The 17,481-nt window shown below is 63.7% G+C and carries 16 protein-coding genes and 4 tRNA genes; 13 read left to right on the forward strand and 7 right to left on the reverse strand.

Annotated features, from left to right (window positions below; all coding sequences use genetic code 11):
* The first annotated feature begins 25 nt into the window (after nucleotides 1-25).
* The 3 genes from PQ467_RS10270 to PQ467_RS10280 are packed head-to-tail and all read left to right on the forward strand — an operon-like array spanning nucleotide 26 to nucleotide 2,249.
* Nucleotides 26-1,177: a bifunctional 2-C-methyl-D-erythritol 4-phosphate cytidylyltransferase/2-C-methyl-D-erythritol 2,4-cyclodiphosphate synthase gene (locus tag PQ467_RS10270; protein ID WP_274173328.1), complete on the forward strand. Its 1,152-nt coding sequence runs from the start codon at nucleotides 26-28 to the stop codon at nucleotides 1,175-1,177.
* Complete coding sequence (locus PQ467_RS10275; protein ID WP_274173329.1) at nucleotides 1,177-1,707, forward strand: hypothetical protein; 531 nt, start codon at nucleotides 1,177-1,179, stop codon at nucleotides 1,705-1,707. The genes PQ467_RS10270 and PQ467_RS10275 overlap by 1 nt, the downstream gene beginning before the upstream one ends.
* On the forward strand, nucleotides 1,704-2,249 hold the full coding sequence (locus tag PQ467_RS10280) for a CinA family protein (protein WP_274173330.1): 546 nt from the start codon (nucleotides 1,704-1,706) through the stop codon (nucleotides 2,247-2,249). Before PQ467_RS10275 ends, PQ467_RS10280 begins: the two co-directional genes overlap by 4 nt.
* Nucleotides 2,250-2,270: 21 nt before the next feature.
* On the opposite strand, the gene PQ467_RS10285 is transcribed toward PQ467_RS10280, so the two are convergent.
* Together PQ467_RS10285 and lipA are read right to left on the reverse strand one after the other, a co-directional pair.
* Nucleotides 2,271-2,708, reverse strand: a complete 438-nt coding sequence (locus PQ467_RS10285) for a type II toxin-antitoxin system RatA family toxin (protein WP_274173331.1) — start codon at nucleotides 2,706-2,708, stop codon at nucleotides 2,271-2,273.
* A 7-nt stretch (nucleotides 2,709-2,715) separates the two neighbouring features.
* Nucleotides 2,716-3,660, reverse strand: coding sequence for a lipoyl synthase (gene lipA / locus PQ467_RS10290; RefSeq protein WP_274173332.1), 945 nt, complete (start codon nucleotides 3,658-3,660; stop codon nucleotides 2,716-2,718).
* Nucleotides 3,661-3,802: 142 nt separating this feature from the next.
* Between lipA and PQ467_RS10295 the strand changes: the two genes are divergently transcribed.
* Nucleotides 3,803-4,468 carry a carbonic anhydrase gene (locus PQ467_RS10295; protein ID WP_274173333.1) on the forward strand — a complete coding sequence of 222 codons (666 nt, stop codon included), beginning with the start codon at nucleotides 3,803-3,805 and terminating at the stop codon, nucleotides 4,466-4,468.
* A gap of 69 nt (nucleotides 4,469-4,537) precedes the next feature.
* Here PQ467_RS10295 and PQ467_RS10300 read toward each other — a convergent pair whose 3' ends face one another.
* The gene (locus tag PQ467_RS10300; RefSeq protein WP_274173334.1) at nucleotides 4,538-5,794 is read right to left on the reverse strand and encodes a tetratricopeptide repeat protein; all 1,257 of its coding nucleotides are present in this window, start codon (nucleotides 5,792-5,794) and stop codon (nucleotides 4,538-4,540) included.
* A 325-nt stretch (nucleotides 5,795-6,119) separates the two neighbouring features.
* On the opposite strand from PQ467_RS10300, the gene gyrA reads away from it, so the two are divergent.
* From gyrA to trmFO, 3 genes are all read left to right on the forward strand, one after another.
* Nucleotides 6,120-8,831 carry a DNA gyrase subunit A gene (gene gyrA / locus PQ467_RS10305; protein WP_274173335.1) on the forward strand — a complete coding sequence of 904 codons (2,712 nt, stop codon included), beginning with the start codon at nucleotides 6,120-6,122 and terminating at the stop codon, nucleotides 8,829-8,831.
* Entirely contained in the window at nucleotides 8,828-9,175 is a 348-nt protein-coding gene (locus tag PQ467_RS10310) for a DUF952 domain-containing protein (RefSeq protein ID WP_274173336.1), read from the forward strand. The genes gyrA and PQ467_RS10310 overlap by 4 nt, the downstream gene beginning before the upstream one ends.
* 276 nt (nucleotides 9,176-9,451) lie before the next feature.
* Nucleotides 9,452-10,810, forward strand: coding sequence for a methylenetetrahydrofolate--tRNA-(uracil(54)-C(5))-methyltransferase (FADH(2)-oxidizing) TrmFO (gene trmFO, locus PQ467_RS10315; protein WP_274173337.1), 1,359 nt, complete (start codon nucleotides 9,452-9,454; stop codon nucleotides 10,808-10,810).
* Here the strand turns inward: trmFO and PQ467_RS10320 are convergent.
* From PQ467_RS10320 to PQ467_RS10335, 4 genes are read right to left on the reverse strand one after another with little or no spacing between them, the layout of a single operon-like run.
* Complete coding sequence (locus tag PQ467_RS10320; protein ID WP_274173338.1) at nucleotides 10,807-11,346, reverse strand: EF-hand domain-containing protein; 540 nt, start codon at nucleotides 11,344-11,346, stop codon at nucleotides 10,807-10,809. The two genes, trmFO and PQ467_RS10320, sit on opposite strands and share 4 nt — an antisense overlap.
* Nucleotides 11,347-11,379: 33 nt before the next feature.
* The gene (locus PQ467_RS10325; protein WP_274173339.1) at nucleotides 11,380-12,006 is read right to left on the reverse strand and encodes a hypothetical protein; all 627 of its coding nucleotides are present in this window, start codon (nucleotides 12,004-12,006) and stop codon (nucleotides 11,380-11,382) included.
* 30 nt (nucleotides 12,007-12,036) lie between these two features.
* Nucleotides 12,037-12,660 (reverse strand): AHH domain-containing protein, encoded by a 624-nt coding sequence (locus tag PQ467_RS10330; RefSeq protein WP_274173340.1) that lies wholly within the window; start codon nucleotides 12,658-12,660, stop codon nucleotides 12,037-12,039.
* Nucleotides 12,645-13,391 carry a hypothetical protein gene (locus tag PQ467_RS10335; RefSeq protein WP_274173341.1) on the reverse strand — a complete coding sequence of 249 codons (747 nt, stop codon included), beginning with the start codon at nucleotides 13,389-13,391 and terminating at the stop codon, nucleotides 12,645-12,647. The genes PQ467_RS10330 and PQ467_RS10335 overlap by 16 nt, the downstream gene beginning before the upstream one ends.
* A 281-nt stretch (nucleotides 13,392-13,672) precedes the next feature.
* Here PQ467_RS10335 and recJ point away from each other — a divergent pair, with 281 nt between their 5' ends.
* The 6 genes from recJ to PQ467_RS10365 all read left to right on the forward strand — a co-directional run bounded on the left by recJ (nucleotide 13,673) and on the right by PQ467_RS10365 (nucleotide 17,479).
* On the forward strand, nucleotides 13,673-15,379 hold the full coding sequence (recJ, locus tag PQ467_RS10340; RefSeq protein ID WP_274176133.1) for a single-stranded-DNA-specific exonuclease RecJ: 1,707 nt from the start codon (nucleotides 13,673-13,675) through the stop codon (nucleotides 15,377-15,379).
* Nucleotides 15,380-15,510: 131 nt separating this feature from the next.
* Nucleotides 15,511-15,585, forward strand: a tRNA-Glu gene (locus tag PQ467_RS10345).
* Nucleotides 15,586-15,613: 28 nt separating this feature from the next.
* Nucleotides 15,614-15,688 (forward strand) — tRNA-Glu (locus PQ467_RS10350).
* A gap of 29 nt (nucleotides 15,689-15,717) precedes the next feature.
* Nucleotides 15,718-15,792 (forward strand) — tRNA-Glu (locus PQ467_RS10355).
* An 18-nt stretch (nucleotides 15,793-15,810) separates the two neighbouring features.
* Nucleotides 15,811-15,885, forward strand: a tRNA-Glu gene (locus PQ467_RS10360).
* Nucleotides 15,886-16,222: 337 nt separating this feature from the next.
* Nucleotides 16,223-17,479, forward strand: coding sequence for a sensor histidine kinase (locus tag PQ467_RS10365; RefSeq protein ID WP_274173342.1), 1,257 nt, complete (start codon nucleotides 16,223-16,225; stop codon nucleotides 17,477-17,479).
* Nucleotides 17,480-17,481 lie beyond the last annotated feature (2 nt).

Genomic DNA, 17,481 nt, shown 5'->3' on the forward strand with positions numbered 1-17,481 from the left:
CAGCAAGGGATTACCGGCGCAATCCATGAGCAGCGCCCCGACTCAAGCAGACACCCAAAAGGCCGCCATCGTTGTGGCCGCAGGCGCGGGCCTGCGTGCGGGCCAACCCATGCCAAAGCAGTTTGCGCCTTGGCGCGGCAAGCCGGTGGTGCGCCATTCGGTCGAGCGCCTGCTGGCCGCCGGCGTGGCGCCGATTGTGGTGGTGATCCCCGAGGGCGCGCAGGATGTGGCCTCGGCGGCGCTGGATGGTCTGCCGGTGCGGTTGATTACGGGCGGCGCTTCGCGGCAGGATTCGGTGCGGGCCGGGATTGAGGCTCTGGCGCCCGATGCGCCCGCCATCGTGCATATCCATGATGCGGCACGCCCGATCCTGCCTCTGGCGGTCGTTGAACGGCTGGAGGCGGCGCTGGCGGAACAACCGGGCGCGATTCCCGTTCTTCCTGTCGTGGACAGCTTGTGCAACGCCGCCGACGATCTGATGGGGGCCCCCGCCCGCCGCGAGGCCTTGCGCCGGGTCCAAACGCCGCAGAGCTTTCGCTTTGCTGACATTCTGGCCGCGCATCGTGCGTGGGATGGCCCAACCAACGCGGGTGATGATGCACAGGTTGCTCAGGCTTACGGCTTGGGCATCGCTCTGGTTGATGGAGATGAAGCCTTGCACAAGCTGACCTATGCCAGCGATTTTGCGCCCACCCTTCCCCCCGTGCGGATGGGCACGGGCTACGACGTCCACCGGCTGGAGGATGGCGAGGAATTGTGGCTCTGCGGGGTCAAGATTGACCATCATCAGGGCCTGAGCGGGCATAGCGATGCCGATGTGGCGATCCATGCGCTGGTCGATGCGATCCTTGGCGCCTGCGCGCGCGGCGATATCGGCCAGCATTTCCCGCCCAGCGATCCGCAGTGGCGCGGCGCGGCCTCGGACCGTTTTCTGGCCCATGCGGTGAAACTGGCGGGCGAAGCGGGCTATGCCATCGGCCATGTCGATGTGACCATCATTTGCGAAGCGCCCAAGATCGGGCCCCATCGCGAGGCGATGCGCGCCCGTCTGGCCGCGATCATGGGCGTCGATGTAGGGCTGGTCAGCGTCAAGGCGACCACCACCGAAAAGCTGGGCTTTACCGGGCGCCGCGAAGGCATTGCGGCACAGGCGGCGGCAACGCTGTTGCTGGCCTGATGGCGCGTCTGCTGGCCCTGACGGCTTCGGCTTTGCTGGCGGTGGCGCCGGGCATGGCGCGCGCGGCCGAACCGTGCCTGTCGCCCGCCGAATTTTCCTCGCTGGTGGGCTTTGCCCTGCCCGGCACGATTGCGGGCGTGGCCCAGCGTTGCGGCCCTACCCTGCCCGATGGCGCGTTTCTGCGCGGCGCGGCGCGGGGCATGATTGATCGCTATGCCAGCGTTAAACCCTCGCTATGGCCCGGCGCCAAGGCCGCCATTGGCAAGATGAGCGCGGGCGCCCCCACCGATATTACCGCCCTGTTGGGCCAATTGCCCGATCCGCAACAACAAGTGATCGTGGAAACCATGGTGACCGGCATGGTCGCCGAAAAGCTCCCCATCGCCCGCTGTCCGGTATTGGACCGACTGCTGGCGATCCTTTCCCCCCTGCCGCCCGAAAGCACGGCTGAGGCTATCGGCCTTGCCATCGGCCTCGGGTCGCGCGCCGGACAGGCGCGCATCGGCAAAATCGTGATTTGCATCCCATGACCCAAGCTTCCTTTTTCGCTCCCGACATTATGGAAATGGCCGCGCAAGTGATCGCGGAAAACGCCGCCATCGGCCGCAAGGTCGTGCTGGCCGAAAGCTGCACCGGGGGCCTTGTCTCGGCGGCGCTGACTGAGATCGCTGGTTCCTCGGCGGTGGTGGAAAGCGGTTTCGTGACCTATTCCAATGCGGCCAAGCAAAAGCTGCTGTGCGTTTCGCCCGACATCATCGACACGTTTGGCGCGGTTTCCTGCGCCTGCGCCTGGGCGATGGCGCAGGGCGCGCTGAAGAATTCGGACGCCGATGTCGCCGTCGCGATCAGCGGCATTGCCGGGCCTGATGGCGGCACCGCGCAAAAGCCGGTCGGCCTCGTGGTCTTTGCCAAGGCCGAGCGCAACAGCGAGGAAGTGCTGGCCGAGGAGCGTTTCTTTGCCCCCACCACCCGCAGCGAGATCCGCGCCGAGGCGGTCAAGGTGGCGCTGGAGTTGCTACTGCCCAAAATGAGCGCGCTGCCTCAGGAGGACGAAGCGCCGCAGGAGGACTGATCCTCCTGCGCGGAGGGTGCCTCAGGCCGGCTCGCCATAGAGTTTGGCCGCACGCTCCTCAAAAGCGGCCACCATCTTGCGAAACGCCTTGTCGAAATATTGCCCGGCAAGGCTTTCGAACAGGGGGTTGCGGAAGGTGAAGCTGACGTCAAATTCCAGCTCGCAGCCGCCCTCGACGTCCCTGAACTGCCACTTATTATCCAGATCGCGCATCGGCCCGTCCAGATAATGCACGGTCAATTCGCGCGGCGCGTCAAACACCACGCGGCTGGTGAATTTTTCCCGCAGCATTTTGAAGCCCACCAGCATGTCGGCCACCATTTCGCGGCCGTCATTGCTTTTCACGCGGGTGGCCACGACCCAAGGCAGGAATTCGCCATAGCGGCCCACATCGGCCACCAGATCGAACATCTGCTTGGCCGAATAGGGCAGGCGGCGCGTTTCATGGATACTCGGCATCGCGGGATCAGGCTTTCGCCGCCGCCTTGGCGAGCTTGGCCTCGCGGGCCACGCGCATCTCGGCAAAATCCTTGCCCGCGTGATAGGACGAGCGGGTCAGCGGGCTGGCCGCGACCTGAAGGAAGCCCTTGGCCCGGGCAATCGCGCCATAGGCGTTGAAGGCGGCGGGGGTGACGAATTCCTTGACCTCGGCATGCTTGGGCGTGGGGCGGAGATATTGGCCCATGGTCAGAAAGTCGATCTGGGCGCTGCGCATGTCGTCCATCACCTGATGGACCTCCAGCCGCTGCTCGCCAAGGCCCAGCATGATGCCGCTCTTGGTAAAGATCAGCGGGTTATGGGCCTTGACCTCCTCCAGCAGGCGCAGCGAGGCGTAATAGCGCGCGCCGGGGCGGATGGTCGGATAGAGCCGGGGCACGGTTTCCAGATTGTGGTTATACACGTCCGGGCCAGCCGCCACGATGGCCTCGATCGCCGGGCGCATCTTGTTGCGGAAATCGGGGGTCAGAATCTCGATCGTCGTACCCGGCGTGGTGCGGCGCAATTCGTTGATGACCTTGACGAACTGGCCCGCGCCGCCATCGGGCAGATCGTCACGGTCGACCGAGGTGATGACGATATGCTCCAGCCCCAGCTTGGCCGCCGCCTCGGCCACATGGGCCGGTTCGTTGACATCCACCTTGCGCGGCATGCCGGTCTTGACGTTGCAGAACGCGCAGGCGCGCGTGCAGACGTCACCAAGGATCATCACCGTGGCGTGCTTTTTGGTCCAGCATTCGCCGATGTTGGGACAAGCCGCCTCTTCACACACCGTATTCAGCCCCAGCCCGCGCATCAGGTCGCGCGTGGCGCCATATTCGCGGCTGACGGGGGCTTTAACGCGGATCCAGTCCGGCTTGCGCTGAACCGTGGAATTGGAATCGGGCGACAGAGGCGTGGAGAGGTCGTTCATGTCCCGGCAGATAGGCGCATGATGCCGCTCTTTCCAGAGTTAAGTTTGAGTTTCTGCTGGCCTTCGGACCGGCTTCGGGGCAATCGGCAGCCACGGGCATCGCGGACGAATCCCCGATGCCCTCCATCGTCAGGAGAACGAGATGTCAGATACGGGTAACGCCCCCGCAACCCCGCCCCTTGACCGTCTTATCGCAGGGTATCACCGTTTCCGCGAAACCGGCTGGAACCCGCACCGCGAACGCTGGAGCACGCTGCGCGAAGGGCAGCAGCCCGAAGTGATGGTGATCGCCTGCTCGGACAGTCGAGTCGATCCTTCGCAGATTTTCGATGTCGATCCGGGCGAAATCTTTGTCGTGCGCAATGTCGCCGCGCTGGTCCCGCCGTTTGAAACCACGCCGGGCCTACATGGCGTGTCGGCCGCGCTGGAATTTGCGGTCCAGGTGCTCAAGGTCCGCGAGATCATCGTGATGGGCCATGGCATGTGTGGCGGCTGCAAGGCTGCTCTGACGCAGGAACTGCATGGCGCCGAACCGGGCCAGGGCGGCTTTGTCGCCAACTGGATCGCGCTGCTCGATGATGCCCGCCATTCGGTCGCGCATGAGCATGGCACCACCGGCCGCCCCGCCGAACGGGCGATGGAGCAGGCAGGCGTCAAGGTCAGCCTTGAAAACCTGCGCACCTTCCCTTGCGTGTCACAAAAGGAAGCCAATGGCAGCCTGAAGCTGCGCGGCGCCTTCTTCGCCATTTCGGACGGCCTGCTGCATCTGCTGGATGAAGCCACCGGCGAATTCGCCCCGGTCGAATAACAGCCCGAAACGAAAAGGGGGCGGCGGTTTCCCGTCGCCCCCTTTCTTGTGGGTTGAAAGGCTTTGGCCTTACTTGCCGGCAGCCTTCTGCGCCGCATAGAGCGACCAGAGTTCGGCCATCGGCTTACGCGGCCCTTCGACCTGCGCGAAGGAGGCCTGCGCACCGGCGTAATCGCCTGCATCCACCTGCGCGATGCCCAGACGGGTCAGCACGACCGGCTTGTCCACGCCCGGCTTGCCCAGAGCGATCTTGTACAGGTCGGCAGCCTTGGCCGATTCGCCATAGGACAGGAACGCATCAGCCGCGCCCGAAACCGTGGCAACCGTGGCGTTGGCGGCGCGCGCATCCTTTTCAAAACCGGGCAGCGAGGCCTTGTCCGGGCCGATACGGCTATTGGCGGTCTTCAAAGCTTCGGCATAGAAGGTCTTGGACGCATCGAGCTTGCCTGCGGCAACGCCCGCTTCGATCACAGCCTTCACTTCGCCCGGGTTGCGGCGCGCGTCAGCGGCCTGCACGAATTCGCCATAGTCGCGCTCTTCGGCCCAGCTGTTGGTGCGTGCCATCAGGCGCATCAGGTCAATCGTGTCCTGCGAGGGCAGCTGGCCCAGATCGCGCAGCACGGCAATCGCGGCCGACCAGCTCTTGGTAACGGGATAGGCCTTGACCAGCTTGGTCGAGAAATTCACCGCCTGAGCATAATCGCGCGCTTCATAGGCAAAGCCCAGACCGCGACGATACCAGTTTTCCGGCGCCGCCGTCCCGGCGATTTCGATGGCCTTGTTCAGCTCGTCAAAACCGGCCTTGGTCTGCTTTTCCTCAAAATTGATTTCGGCCAGCCACACATGCGGCTCGGCATCCTTGTTGCCCGCCGCGATCGAGGCGTCCAGATTCTTGCGGGCGCCCGCATTGTCCTTGGCCTGCAGCGCCATCTGGGCCAGCGCAAAGTGCAGCTTGGGAAGCAGTTCGGGCGGGGTCTTGCCGCTGTCGACCATCAACTGGATGCCCTTGCCCTGAAGCGCATCGTCCTTGGCCAGGCTGCCCAGCTGGATGCCCCAGTTGCCCGCCGTGAACTTGTCATCGGGCTTGGTGGCGGCGGCGAGAACCTTTTCATACTGCGCGCGCAGATCGGCAATGCCTTCGGGGCTGGGCGCCTTCTTCACCTTTTCCAGAGCGGTCTGGAACGGCACGCCAACAGCCAGAAACGGCTTGGAAAGATCGGGACCAGCAGGCGCCGCCATGGCGGGGGCCGCCACCATCACGCCAGCGCCCGCCACGGGCAAAGCCAGCGCCACGGCCACAGCAAAGCGCGAAAGGGAAAGCTTCATTGCAATCTATCTCCTCTTGGCATGGCAAACGATGTGCCGCCCCAAACTGAACGTTGCGCTTGTTAAGGCAAATCCGCGTCAATGCAACTATAGCCTTAATGGGCCGTCGCGTGTGAACCACGATTGAACTACGACTTTGTGCGCAGCCCGCACGCGTTTTCGGGCGCCGGGCGCCGACAATGGACCGGCCGGGCGGGCGCGATTGTGGAAAACGCATTCGATCCGGCCCACTGGGCCATGCAATCGCTGGCCATAGGCGACGCCATGGCCTAGAGACATGTTATCCGGGCCAGTCCCACAACAATCGAAGAATGAAAACACGCGCGTGAGCGACGAAACCACCTTGTCCGCCAGCCCCATGGGCGAATTTACCCGCGTCGATATCGTCGACGAGATGAAGACCAGCTACCTCGATTACGCGATGAGCGTGATCGTGGCGCGCGCGCTGCCCGATGTGCGCGATGGTTTGAAGCCTGTGCATCGCCGCATCCTGTGGACCTGCCACGAGAACGGCTTTACGCATCAAAAGGCCTATCGCAAATCGGCGCGTATCGTGGGCGACGCGATGGGCAAGTATCACCCGCATGGCGACGCGGCGATCTATGACGCGCTGGCGCGCATGACGCAGGACTGGTCGATGCGCCTGCCGCTGATCGATGGTCAGGGCAACTTCGGCTCCATGGACCCCGATCCGCCGGCCTCGATGCGCTATACCGAAGCGCGTCTGGCCAAGGTGGCCGACAGCCTGCTGGCCGATATCGACAAGAACACCGTCGATTTCGTCGACAACTATGACGGGTCGGAGAGCGAGCCGCAGGCCCTGCCCGCGCGCTTCCCCAATCTGCTGGTCAATGGCGCGGGCGGCATTGCGGTGGGCATGGCCACCAACATTCCACCGCATAACCTAGGCGAAGTGATCGATGGCGCGCTGGCCACCATCGACAATCCCGCGATCACCACTGACGAGCTGATGAAGATCATTCCGGGGCCGGACTTTCCCACCGCCCCGCTGATCCTGGGTCAGGGCGGCGCGCGCAACGCCTATAACACCGGGCGCGGCAGCATCATCATGCGTTGCCGCCACGAGATCGAGACCGGTCGCAATGACCGCCGCTCGATCGTCCTGACCTCGATCCCCTATCAGGTGGGCAAGTCGGGCCTTGTCGAAAAGATCGCCGAGGCGGCCAAGGACAAGCGCATCGAGGGCATTTCCGACATCCGCGACGAATCGAACCGCGAAGGCGTGCGCGTCGTCGTGGATCTCAAGCGCGATGCCACGCCCGAAGTGGTGCTCAACCAGATCTGGCGCAACACGCCCGCGCAGTCCTCCTTCCCCGCGAATATGCTGGCCATCCGTGGCGGCCGTCCGGAAGTGCTGGGGCTGAAGGACATCCTCACCTCCTTCATCGCCTTCCGCGAAGAAGTGATTACCCGCCGCACCAAGTTTGAACTGAACAAGGCGCGCGACCGGGCGCATATCTTGCTGGGTCTGGTGATCGCGGTCACCAATCTGGACGAGGTGGTCCGCATCATCCGCGGCTCGCCCAATCCGGGCGCGGCGCGTGCGGCCCTGTCGGCGCGCGAATGGCCGATGGGTGAAATCGCCTCCTATATCCGTTTGGTCGAAGCCATTGAAGAAGGCAGCGACGAGCTTTCGGCGCCGACCTATCGCTTGTCCGAGACCCAAGTGAAGGCCATCCTCGACCTGCGCCTGCACCGCCTGACGGCGCTGGGCCGCGACGAAATCGGCGACGAGCTGGAAGAACTGGCCAAGGCGATTGCCGAATATCTCTCGATTCTGGCCGACCGGGCCAAGCTCTATGGCGTGATCCGTCAGGAGCTGATCGAGGTGCGCGCCGCTTTCGCCACGCCGCGCGTGTCGGAAATCACCGCCGCCGCCGACGGTATTGATGATGAAGACCTGATCGAGCGCGACGACATGGTCGTGACCGTGACCATGGACGGCTATATCAAGCGCACGCCTTTGAGCACCTTCCGCGCGCAGGCGCGCGGCGGCAAGGGCCGTGCAGGCATGGCCACCAAGGAAGAGGATGCCGTGGGGACGATGTTCGTCACCACCACCCATAATCCGGTGCTGTTCTTCTCGACCGCGGGCAAGGTCTATCGCCTCAAAGTCTATAAGCTGCCCGAAGGCGGCCCGGCCACGCGCGGGCGTCCGATCGTCAACATGCTGCCCGCGCTGGACAAGGATGAGACGATCGCCACCGTGCTGCCGCTGCCCGAGGATGAGGCGGATTGGGGCGCTCTGTCGGTGGTGTTCGCCACGGCCAAGGGCAATATCCGCCGCAACAGCATGGACGCCTTTGCCAATATTCCCTCCAACGGCAAATTCGCCATGCGCTTTGAAGAAGGCGACGATGATCGCCTGATCGGCGTGGCGCTGCTCTCGCAGGATGACGACGTGCTGTTGGCAAGCCGTCAGGGCAAGGCGATCCGCTTTGCCGCCGATGAAGTGCGCGAGTTCACCAGCCGCACCTCGACCGGCGTGCGCGGCATGCTGCTCAAGGGCGACGATGAAGTGATCTCGCTCTCCATCCTGCATCGCGTTGGCACCAGCAGCGAGGAACGCGAGGATTACCTGAAATTCGCGCCGTGGAAGGGCGAGAAGGAAGGCGAACCCTCGATTTCGGCCGAGCGCATGGCCGAACTGGCTGCGCGTGAAGAGTTCATCCTCACCGTCTGCACCAATGGCTATGGCAAGCTGTCCTCGGCCTATGAATACCGCCGGACCGGGCGCGGTGGTCAGGGCATCACCAATATCGACAACATCGCCCGCAACGGCGAAGTCGTGGCCAGCTTCCCCGCCGTTCAGGCTGACCAACTGATGCTGGTGACCGATCAGGCCAAGATGATCCGTCTGCCGCTTTCCTCGCTGCGCGTGATCGGGCGCGGGTCGGCGGGCGTGCGCCTGTTCAACGTGGCCGATAATGAGCATGTCGTTTCGGCCGTGCGTCTGGCCGAGAGCGAGGATGAGGGCGGCGAGGACATCGCGCCGGAAGAGGCGGCGGGCGAATGAGCCTGCCCGCTTTTGCCCACAAAGTGCTGACCGCGCCGCAGATGGCGCAGTTCCTTGCCGATGGCGTGTTCAAGGGGGCGCCGGTGGATCTGGCCGATGGCTATATCCACCTCTCGGCCGAACCGCAGTTGGCCGAGACCATCGACAAGCATTTCGCCGGTATGGGCGATCTGTTTATCGCCACGGTCGATCTGGCGGCGCTGGGCGATGCGGTGAAGTGGGAAGTCTCACGCGGGGGTGCGCTGTTTCCGCATGTTTACGCGGATTTGCCGCTGTCGGCTGTGGTGGCGCATGGGGCGTTGGTGCGCGGGGCGGACGGTTCGGTGGTTTTGCCTGCGGCATAAGGATTTAGATGCGAGGGTCTAGACCCTCGCGCTCCGGTTGCTGTCCGCGTTGCGCCATGGCGGCGACGACGTGTATCGGACGCGAAATTCGAAAGCCTGCGGCGCAGATAGCTCAACCCTATCCGCGCCGCAGGCTTTATTCCTATCCCCCAACACCACGCCGGAAGCCACCCACCCATTAATGGGATTGCAAAGGGACAAGTCCCTTTGCCCGCCGGAGGCATCCCTTCGCCCCAACCTTGCCCCCCACCCCCACAATAGCTAAAGCCCCACCCCATGACATATGACGTACACATCATCGGCGGTGGCCTGGCGGGAACCGAGGCGGCATGGCAATTGGGCAAGCGCGGTTTCAAGGTGCGCCTTTCGGAAATGCGCGGAACTGGCGAGCGCAGCCCGGCGCATCAGGGCGATGGGCTGGCCGAACTGGTCTGTTCAAATTCGCTGCGCAGTGATGATGATACGGCCAACGCTGTGGGCCTGCTGCATTATGAGATGCGCGCGCTCGACAGTCTCATCATGCGGGCGGCGGACAAGGCGAGAGTTCCGGCCGGGTCGGCTCTGGCCGTGGACCGCGATGTGTTCAGCGACACAATTGAGGCCGAACTGACCGCGCTGCCCAACCTGAAGCTGACGCGCGAGCGGATTGATACGCTACCCGATGCGGGGCTGACGATTGTGGCGACGGGGCCTTTGACCGCCTCGTCTTTGGCCGAAAAGATCGGCGCGGCGACGGGCGCGGACAGCCTCGCCTTCTTCGACGCGATCGCCCCCATCGTCTATGCCGAGACGGTCAACATGGACATCGCCTGGCGCGCTGCGCGCTGGGACAAGGGCGCCGAGGCCTCCATCGCGCTGGGCTCTGACGGCAAGGATTACATCAATTGCCCGATGAACAAGGCCGAATATCTGGCCTTTCGCGAGGAATTGCTCAGCGGCGAAAAGACCGTGTTCAAGGAATGGGAGGCCAACACCCCCTATTTCGACGGCTGCATGCCCATCGAGGTCATGGCCGAACGCGGCGAGGACACATTGCGCTTTGGCCCGATGAAGCCGGTGGGGCTGGACGATCCGCGCACGGGTCGATGGCCCTATGCGGTGGTGCAATTGCGGCAGGACAACAAGCTGGGCACGCTCTTCAACATGGTCGGCTTTCAGACCAAGCTGAAATATGCCGAGCAGACTCGCGTGTTCCGCATGATTCCGGGGCTGGAAAATGCCGAATTTGCGCGGCTGGGCGGCCTTCACCGCAACACTTTCCTCAATTCGCCCACGCTGCTGGACCGCCAGCTCCGTCTTAAATCCTCGCCCCATATCCGCTTTGCCGGGCAAATCACCGGCTGCGAAGGCTATGTGGAAAGCGCCAGTGTCGGTATGCTGGCGGGCATCATGACGGCCTGCGAACTGTCGGGCCGCGATTGGGCCGAGCCGCCGCGCACCACGGCGCTGGGCGCGCTGCTGGCTCATATCACCGGCGATGCCGAGGCCGACACCTATCAGCCAATGAACATCAATTTCGGCCTGTTCCCGCCCATCGTGACCGAAAAGAAGATCAAGAAGCCCGCGCGCAAACTGGTCTATACCGAGCGGGCCAAGGGCGACCTTGCCCCCTGGGTGGCCGGAATTACGGCTTAATCGGGGTCGTCATCGTCGGGCGCAGGGCGGGTCTTGGGGCCCGCCTTGCCGCATGCGCAATCGGCCTTGGCCTTGTCGCGTTCGGCCTTCTTGGCATCCTGCGCCGCGTAATAGGCGTTCAGTTCCGCCCGGCTGACGATGCCGTCGCCATTGCGGTCGATCTCCTTGAAACGGTTTGAGGTCTTGACCGCCCATTCCTCAAAGCTGAGCAGATTGTCGTGGTTGAGGTCCAGCTTCTGGAACGCCTTCACACGGGTTGACAGCATCTCGTTGCGGTTGATCGAGCCGTCGCGGTTGCGGTCATAGCGGTTGAAGCGCCGGTCCTCCTTGGACATCATTTTCTTGACCGCATTGGGCAAGGCGGGGCCGCGTCCATGCGGATCGGGGTCGGGCAAATCGATGAACCCATCGCTGGGCGGCCCGGACGCGACCGGCAAAGGTGCGGCGCGCTCCAGACTGGCGCGACCCTGCCACCAGAAGAACCCGGCGCCCACCAAAACCAGCGCCGAAACCGCGCCGACCACCAACCGCCCCATTGAACCCCCTTCCGCATTTACAGGGAAAGTACCTCAGACCCCCAGCATGCCAAGCCGCAAAAGCGTAAAAAGCGAAATGTTTTCAGCGCCCTGACGCCCCCTGGTCCGCGCGGCGAGACCGTGCAGGATCACCAGCGGGCGCATCGCACGCGGCAACCGTCGCCCGCGCCAACCATGCCCCTCGATCATATCGGCAACCGCGGCCTGCTCCTGCGCATCGCCCAGATGGGCCGCCAGATCGCCCAGCGCCCATCCGCGCGCCATGCCTTCTGCCCCCTCGGCCCCATTCAATGCGGCGCAGGCCGCAACCCGCCCCGCGATCCATGCCTCAAACGCCTCGACCGGCAGGGGCGCCTCGCCCAGCAGCGCCTCCCAGCCATCCACAAGACCCACCAGCGCCCCATGCTCCCCGCCCCAACACGACAATGCCGCCAGCAGCGGTTCGCCACGCGGCCAATTCTGCGCCGAGTCGCGCAAGCGGTCGCGCCACCATGCCAGCCTCATCTGCGCCAAAATCGGTTCGCGCGCGCCGCGCACCACCCCCGCCAAGCGCACATCCAGCGCCAGCATCGTCAACCAGCGATCACGCGTTGCAACCGGCGCATAGGCCACCGCAAGCCGCCACGGTGCGGGCAAGCTATCGAGAAGTTCCTGAGACATGGCGCGGCCCTTAGCCCAAGGCGGACGCGATTACAGCCCCAGATCGGCCAACAACTGTGTCTCGGGCCAGAGCATGTCGACCATCGCATCCAATTCCGTAAAATCGAGGTGGCGCTGCATCGGGTCGTAGCGGTTCAGCATCATCGGCCGGGTTTGCGGGCGCAGCAGACGGCGGCGCAGAGCCTTTTGCAGCAAGGTAAGGCGCTGGACCGCCTCCACCATCGCCACCTCCGGCGCTTTGCGGCGAATGCCCGACCAGCGCGCCTCGACCTGTCCCACCCGCTCCATTACCAGAGCGTTGTAATCGCGGTGCGGTCCGCGATGCATGGGCAGCGACATTTTGATCGCGGCCGAATCGCGTGCGGGCAGCAGCAGACCATTGCTGCGAAAATCATCGAACCCCACCTGATCACGGCCTATCGTATCAAACATCGGCCCAAAGCACCGTTGCGAAAGCAATTGTTTGGGCAAAATATGATGACGCTGCAACGCGGGATCGTAATCCGCGCTATCCGATTGGTTAACCGCGCGAAATGGTAAAGCCCTGCGCGCCCGATGACGAAATTCGGCAAAAGCCGACCAAACGGCAGGAATGGCGCCACCCCCCGCAACCGGCGGCACTGTGGCGACGATACTCGTCAGCGTGCTAGGCATATCCGAAGAATTTTTCCATTTTCCTCGGGTGTTAGCCCGAGAATTTCCCCGCCCGGCCCTTCAACTTCAACAGGCTCCTTCACCGTCCAGCCATCCACCAAACTGTGGATAAGTCTTATGGCAATCTTGCCAGCCAAGCCGGGCTGATCGGCAAGAATTGGCTCGATTCGCAGTTCGAGTCCAGTAAAAAAACTTAACCCCTCGCTAACGATATTGCCCTCCTCATCGCGCCGCAATGCTGTCAGCCCCAGCGCGGGAAAAGCACCCCCGTTAAGCCAGGCCGGAACGATCCGGCAGAAATGCTCGGCACTCATGACCGTGCGCGCCGGGCCCCATGCAACGCCTGCGGCACCCGGCAGTTTGAGCAGCCCCAGCACCACCCCCGCCATCGCGCGGACCACCGGCAATTGTCGGCCGCCCCCCGAAAGATGTGCGCCCGGCGCAAGCCGCAACCATGCGGAATGATCCAGATCGGTGACCGCCGAAATATCATAACGCATCGCAATATCGGGAGCAGAGCCCCCCCCGGCCAGACCGGACAAATCAAAGGTCAACCCGCTGGACAGCAATTCAAGCCAGTCGCTATCAGCCTCCGGTTGATGCGTGACGGAAAAAATTCGCGCCACTTCAGCATCTTGCCTCAAGAGATCAAACACCGCCTGCGCCTTGGGCGCAAGCCCGGGCGGAAACAGTACATGAAAGGCGGAGGTCGAGGGGGAAGGAACAGTCATCAAAGTAACCGCGCTATGGCCTCCAAATTAATGGCTTCTCTCAAGACATATGGCACCTTTCGGCTCGCTACGTCGAGTCTTGGCCATCATAACCCATTTGGTGAAACGCTTTATCATCTCCGTGGCCTCCGTCATACATCCGCGATCTTTAACAAATCCCCTACCCTTTCTGTCGCGCCAAAGATGGTCTAGTCGTCTTCACCATGCATGCAGATTTGAACCAATGGATCCGCCCTGAATCGTCCCTCTCGCGCAAGGCCTGGCGCTGGCGCGGGGGCAATATGGACATGGCGCAAAACGCCTCTGGCGGGCTGAACGACGATATCGTCACGCAACTGCTTTTGGCGCGCGGGGTTCCCCGCGAAGATCTGCCCCGCCACCGCGCTCCGACGCTGCGTGCCTTCCTCCCCGATCCCGCCGAATTCCGAGATATGGAATTGGCCGCGACGCGTATGGCCGATGCTTTGGAGCGGCGGGAAGCGATCACCATATACGGCGATTATGACGTTGATGGGGCAACCAGCGCGGCTTTGCTGATCCGGCTGATCCGCATGCTGGGCCATGATGCGCGCCATTACATCCCCGACCGCCTGCTCGAAGGCTATGGCCCAACGGGTGAAGCGCTGGTGCGCTTGGGCGCCGAGGGGGCGCAGTTGATTGTGACCGTCGATTGCGGAGCGATGGCGCATGAGGCGCTGGCCATGGCCGCCGACGCCGGGGTCGAGGTGATCGTGGTCGATCATCACAAATGCAGCGCGCAATTGCCGCAGGCGCTGGCGCTGGTAAACCCCAACCGATTGGATGAGAGCGACATTGGCGCGGCGCATGGCCATCTGGCGGCGGTCGGCGTGGCGTTCTTGCTGAGCGTGGCGCTGGTGCGGGTGCTGCGTGGCCGGGGCTGGTTTGCCGGGCGGGCCGAGCCGGATCTGTTCGCCCTGCTCGATCTGGTGGCGCTGGGCACGGTGGCCGATGTCGCCGCGCTCCATGGGCTGAACCGGGCGCTGGTGGCCCAGGGGTTGAAGGTCATGGCGCGGCGGGAGAATATCGGCATGGCCGCGCTGATTGATGCAAGCCGGTTGAACCGCGCCCCCACGGCCACCGATCTGGGCTTTGCGCTGGGGCCGCGGGTCAATGCGGGCGGGCGCGTGGGCGAAGCGACGCTGGGCGTGCGCCTGCTGACCACGCAGGACGCCGAGGAGGCGCGCGAGATTGCGGCGCAATTGTCGCGGTTGAATGAAGAGCGCCGCGCCATCGAAATGGCCGTCCAGGAGGCCGCCGAGGCGCAGGTGGAGCGGCAGGGCAATCGCAGCGTGATGGTCCTGTCGGGCAAGGGATGGCACCCGGGCGTGATCGGCATCGTGGCGGGGCGGATCAAGGAAAAGACCGGCAAGCCGACGCTGGTGATCGCGCTCGACGATGATGGTGTGGGCAAAGGTTCGGGGCGTTCGATTTCGGGCGTCGATCTGGGCGCGGCGGTCATTGGCGCGCGCGAACTGGGCTATCTGGTGGCGGGGGGCGGCCATGCGATGGCGGCGGGCCTGACTGTGGCTGCCGACCGGCTGGAGGCTTTTGCCGATTGGCTGGACGACCGTCTGGCGGGCGATGTCGGGCGGGCGCAGGGGGCGCAATCGCTGCTGCTCGATCTGGCCGTGGCGCCGCGCGGATTGCAGCCCGAACTGGTCGAATTGCTGGAGAGCGCGGGCCCCTATGGCATGGGCTGGCCGGGGCCGCGTGTGGCCGTGGGGCCGGTGCGCGTGGTCAAGGCCGATGTGGTGGGCGCGGACCATCTGCGCATGATCGTGCGCGGCGAAGACGGCGCCAGTTTCAAGGCGATGGCCTTTCGCAGCGCCCAGACCGAGATGGGCCAGACGCTGATCCACGGCGACCATGGGCGCAAGCTGTGGCTGGCCGGGCGCGCACGAATCGATGATTGGGGACCGCGCCGGGCGGCCGAACTGCATATCGATGATGCGGCATGGGCGGACTAGCATCTAAAGAGCTGAAATCGCGTTATTTATCATAAATTTTTCGTTTTTTCCGATAGTAACGCGATTTGTGACTTGACCAACCGGCCCCCTCTCCATAAATGCGCGGCCTCACCAAGGCGCAAGCCAAGGTTGGCCCCTTCGTCTAGCGGTTAGGACGCGGCCCTTTCACGGCTGAAACACGAGTTCGATTCTCGTAGGGGTCACCATTACATAGCCCGCCTTGGTTGCAAGGTTGGCCCCTTCGTCTAGCGGTTAGGACGCGGCCCTTTCACGGCTGAAACACGAGTTCGATTCTCGTAGGGGTCACCATTTACATAGCCTGCCTTGGCTTCAAGGATGGCCCCTTCGTCTAGCGGTTAGGACGCGGCCCTTTCACGGCTGAAACACGAGTTCGATTCTCGTAGGGGTCACCACTTGTAAATCAGAGCCATGGCCCCTTCGTCTAGCGGTCAGGACGCGGCCCTCTCACGGCTGAAACACGAGTTCGATTCTCGTAGGGGTCACCATAAAATCATTTAAGTGATTGGCGGATTGTGCTCGGCAAATATGCGTTGGCGTATATTGACGAACATCCGGGAACTCCCCGGCAGACTGCCATGGGACATTGGTGAGGTATGATCCAGCCGACCAGGTTGCGGCCCGGCGACCATCGCCTGCCCATCGCCAAATCACCCCGGATGCGCAACACACGTTCATCGCCGCGCCTTTGCCACCGGCTTGATGTTTCCCGCTATTCTTGCGCTCAATGCTTGGTCGTTTCATAAAACTGTCATACGCCTTCCCCATGCGCTGATGGCGAGCGCCTGGCCTGATGCAGGCGCCAAGGAATGGACGATCCGAGCAATGCGCGACAGCAAGCTACCCTGGCCTGCCATCATCCTCGAATTCCTGACGCTTTTGCTGCTCTATCTCGATGGAGTCGGCCTGCTGATGGTGGCTCTGACCGGGGCGTTCTGGACCTTTTCGCTGCTGGCCGTGTGGTGGTGGTGCAGCGATCAGGCCGAACCCGACGCCCCGCGCGAAATCGAGGGCAATGCCCGCCAGCAGCAATTGGAGCAGGGCCATATGGTGCGCCGCGCGCTGATTGCCGCGCTGGAGGGCACGGGGGCGCCGATGATGCTGGTGGACCGGGCGCGAATCATCGACGCCAATGCGGCGGCGCGCGCGGCTCTTGGCGAACATATTCTGGGTCAGGACCCGCGCATCGCGCTGCGCCACCCCGATGCGATCCGCCTGCTCGACAGCGCCGATGATGAAACCGCCACCGCCAGCATCCGCGGCCTGACCCGCAGCGGCAGCCTGTGGCAATTGACGCGCCGCCCGGTCTATCCCGGCCTCTGGGTGATCGAGGCGCGCGACCGCACCGCCGAGGCCGACATCAGCCGCGCCCACACCGATTTCGTCGCCAATGCCAGCCACGAATTGCGCACCCCCCTCTCCTCGGTCATCGGCTATGTCGAGACGATCAGCGAGAGCGTGGGTACGATGGATGGCGCGGTGATGCAGCGCTTCCTCGGCACGGTCCTGCGTGAGGCGCGACGGATGCAGGCGCTGCTCAACGATCTGATGTCTTTGTCTCAGCTTGAGGCCGAAAAGCATGACGCGCCGACTTCGCAGATTGATCTGACGCCGCTGGCCGCGCGGGTGGTGGGCGAATTCGCGCCGCCGCCGGGCAATCCGGCCCGCGTTGAATTTGTCCGGCCCGACGAGCCCTTCGAAGTGGCCGGCGATGTGAAGCAGATCGAGCAGGTTTTGCGCAACCTCATCGACAATGCGCTGAAATATGGCGACGCGGACCAACCGGTGACGGTCGCGCTGACCCACGCGCCGCGTGGCATGGCCGAATTTCTGGTCACCGACCGGGGTGCGGGCATTTCGGCGGATCATCTGCCCCATCTGACGCGGCGCTTTTATCGCACCGATCCGGGCCGTAGCCGTGCGGCGGGCGGCACTGGGCTTGGCCTTGCGATTGTCAAACATGTGGTCGAACGCCATCGCGGCAAACTCGACATCACCAGCAAGGTCGGCGTGGGCACGAAGGTTTCGGTGCGCCTCCCGCTGATCCCCGCCAAAGAGCAAAAAGTCACAAGTCCGTCATAGTC

The sequence above is a fragment of the Novosphingobium sp. KACC 22771 genome (assembly GCF_028736195.1).
Taxonomy (GTDB): domain Bacteria; phylum Pseudomonadota; class Alphaproteobacteria; order Sphingomonadales; family Sphingomonadaceae; genus Novosphingobium.

Bases quoted from the DNA above. Each gene is read 5' to 3' on its own strand.
- PQ467_RS10270 (WP_274173328.1), top strand. From the start codon at position 26: ATGAGCAGCGCCCCGACTCAAGCAGACACCCAAAAGGCCGCCATCGTT.
- PQ467_RS10275 (WP_274173329.1), top strand. From the start codon at position 1,177: ATGGCGCGTCTGCTGGCCCTGACGGCTTCGGCTTTGCTGGCGGTGGCG.
- PQ467_RS10280 (WP_274173330.1), top strand. From the start codon at position 1,704: ATGACCCAAGCTTCCTTTTTCGCTCCCGACATTATGGAAATGGCCGCG.
- PQ467_RS10285 (WP_274173331.1), bottom strand. From the start codon at position 2,708: ATGCCGAGTATCCATGAAACGCGCCGCCTGCCCTATTCGGCCAAGCAG.
- lipA (WP_274173332.1), bottom strand. From the start codon at position 3,660: ATGAACGACCTCTCCACGCCTCTGTCGCCCGATTCCAATTCCACGGTT.
- PQ467_RS10295 (WP_274173333.1), top strand. From the start codon at position 3,803: ATGTCAGATACGGGTAACGCCCCCGCAACCCCGCCCCTTGACCGTCTT.
- PQ467_RS10300 (WP_274173334.1), bottom strand. From the start codon at position 5,794: ATGAAGCTTTCCCTTTCGCGCTTTGCTGTGGCCGTGGCGCTGGCTTTG.
- PQ467_RS10310 (WP_274173336.1), top strand. From the start codon at position 8,828: ATGAGCCTGCCCGCTTTTGCCCACAAAGTGCTGACCGCGCCGCAGATG.
- trmFO (WP_274173337.1), top strand. From the start codon at position 9,452: ATGACATATGACGTACACATCATCGGCGGTGGCCTGGCGGGAACCGAG.
- PQ467_RS10320 (WP_274173338.1), bottom strand. From the start codon at position 11,346: ATGGGGCGGTTGGTGGTCGGCGCGGTTTCGGCGCTGGTTTTGGTGGGC.
- PQ467_RS10325 (WP_274173339.1), bottom strand. From the start codon at position 12,006: ATGTCTCAGGAACTTCTCGATAGCTTGCCCGCACCGTGGCGGCTTGCG.
- PQ467_RS10330 (WP_274173340.1), bottom strand. From the start codon at position 12,660: ATGCCTAGCACGCTGACGAGTATCGTCGCCACAGTGCCGCCGGTTGCG.
- PQ467_RS10335 (WP_274173341.1), bottom strand. From the start codon at position 13,391: ATGACTGTTCCTTCCCCCTCGACCTCCGCCTTTCATGTACTGTTTCCG.
- recJ (WP_274176133.1), top strand. From the start codon at position 13,673: ATGGACATGGCGCAAAACGCCTCTGGCGGGCTGAACGACGATATCGTC.
- PQ467_RS10365 (WP_274173342.1), top strand. From the start codon at position 16,223: ATGCGCGACAGCAAGCTACCCTGGCCTGCCATCATCCTCGAATTCCTG.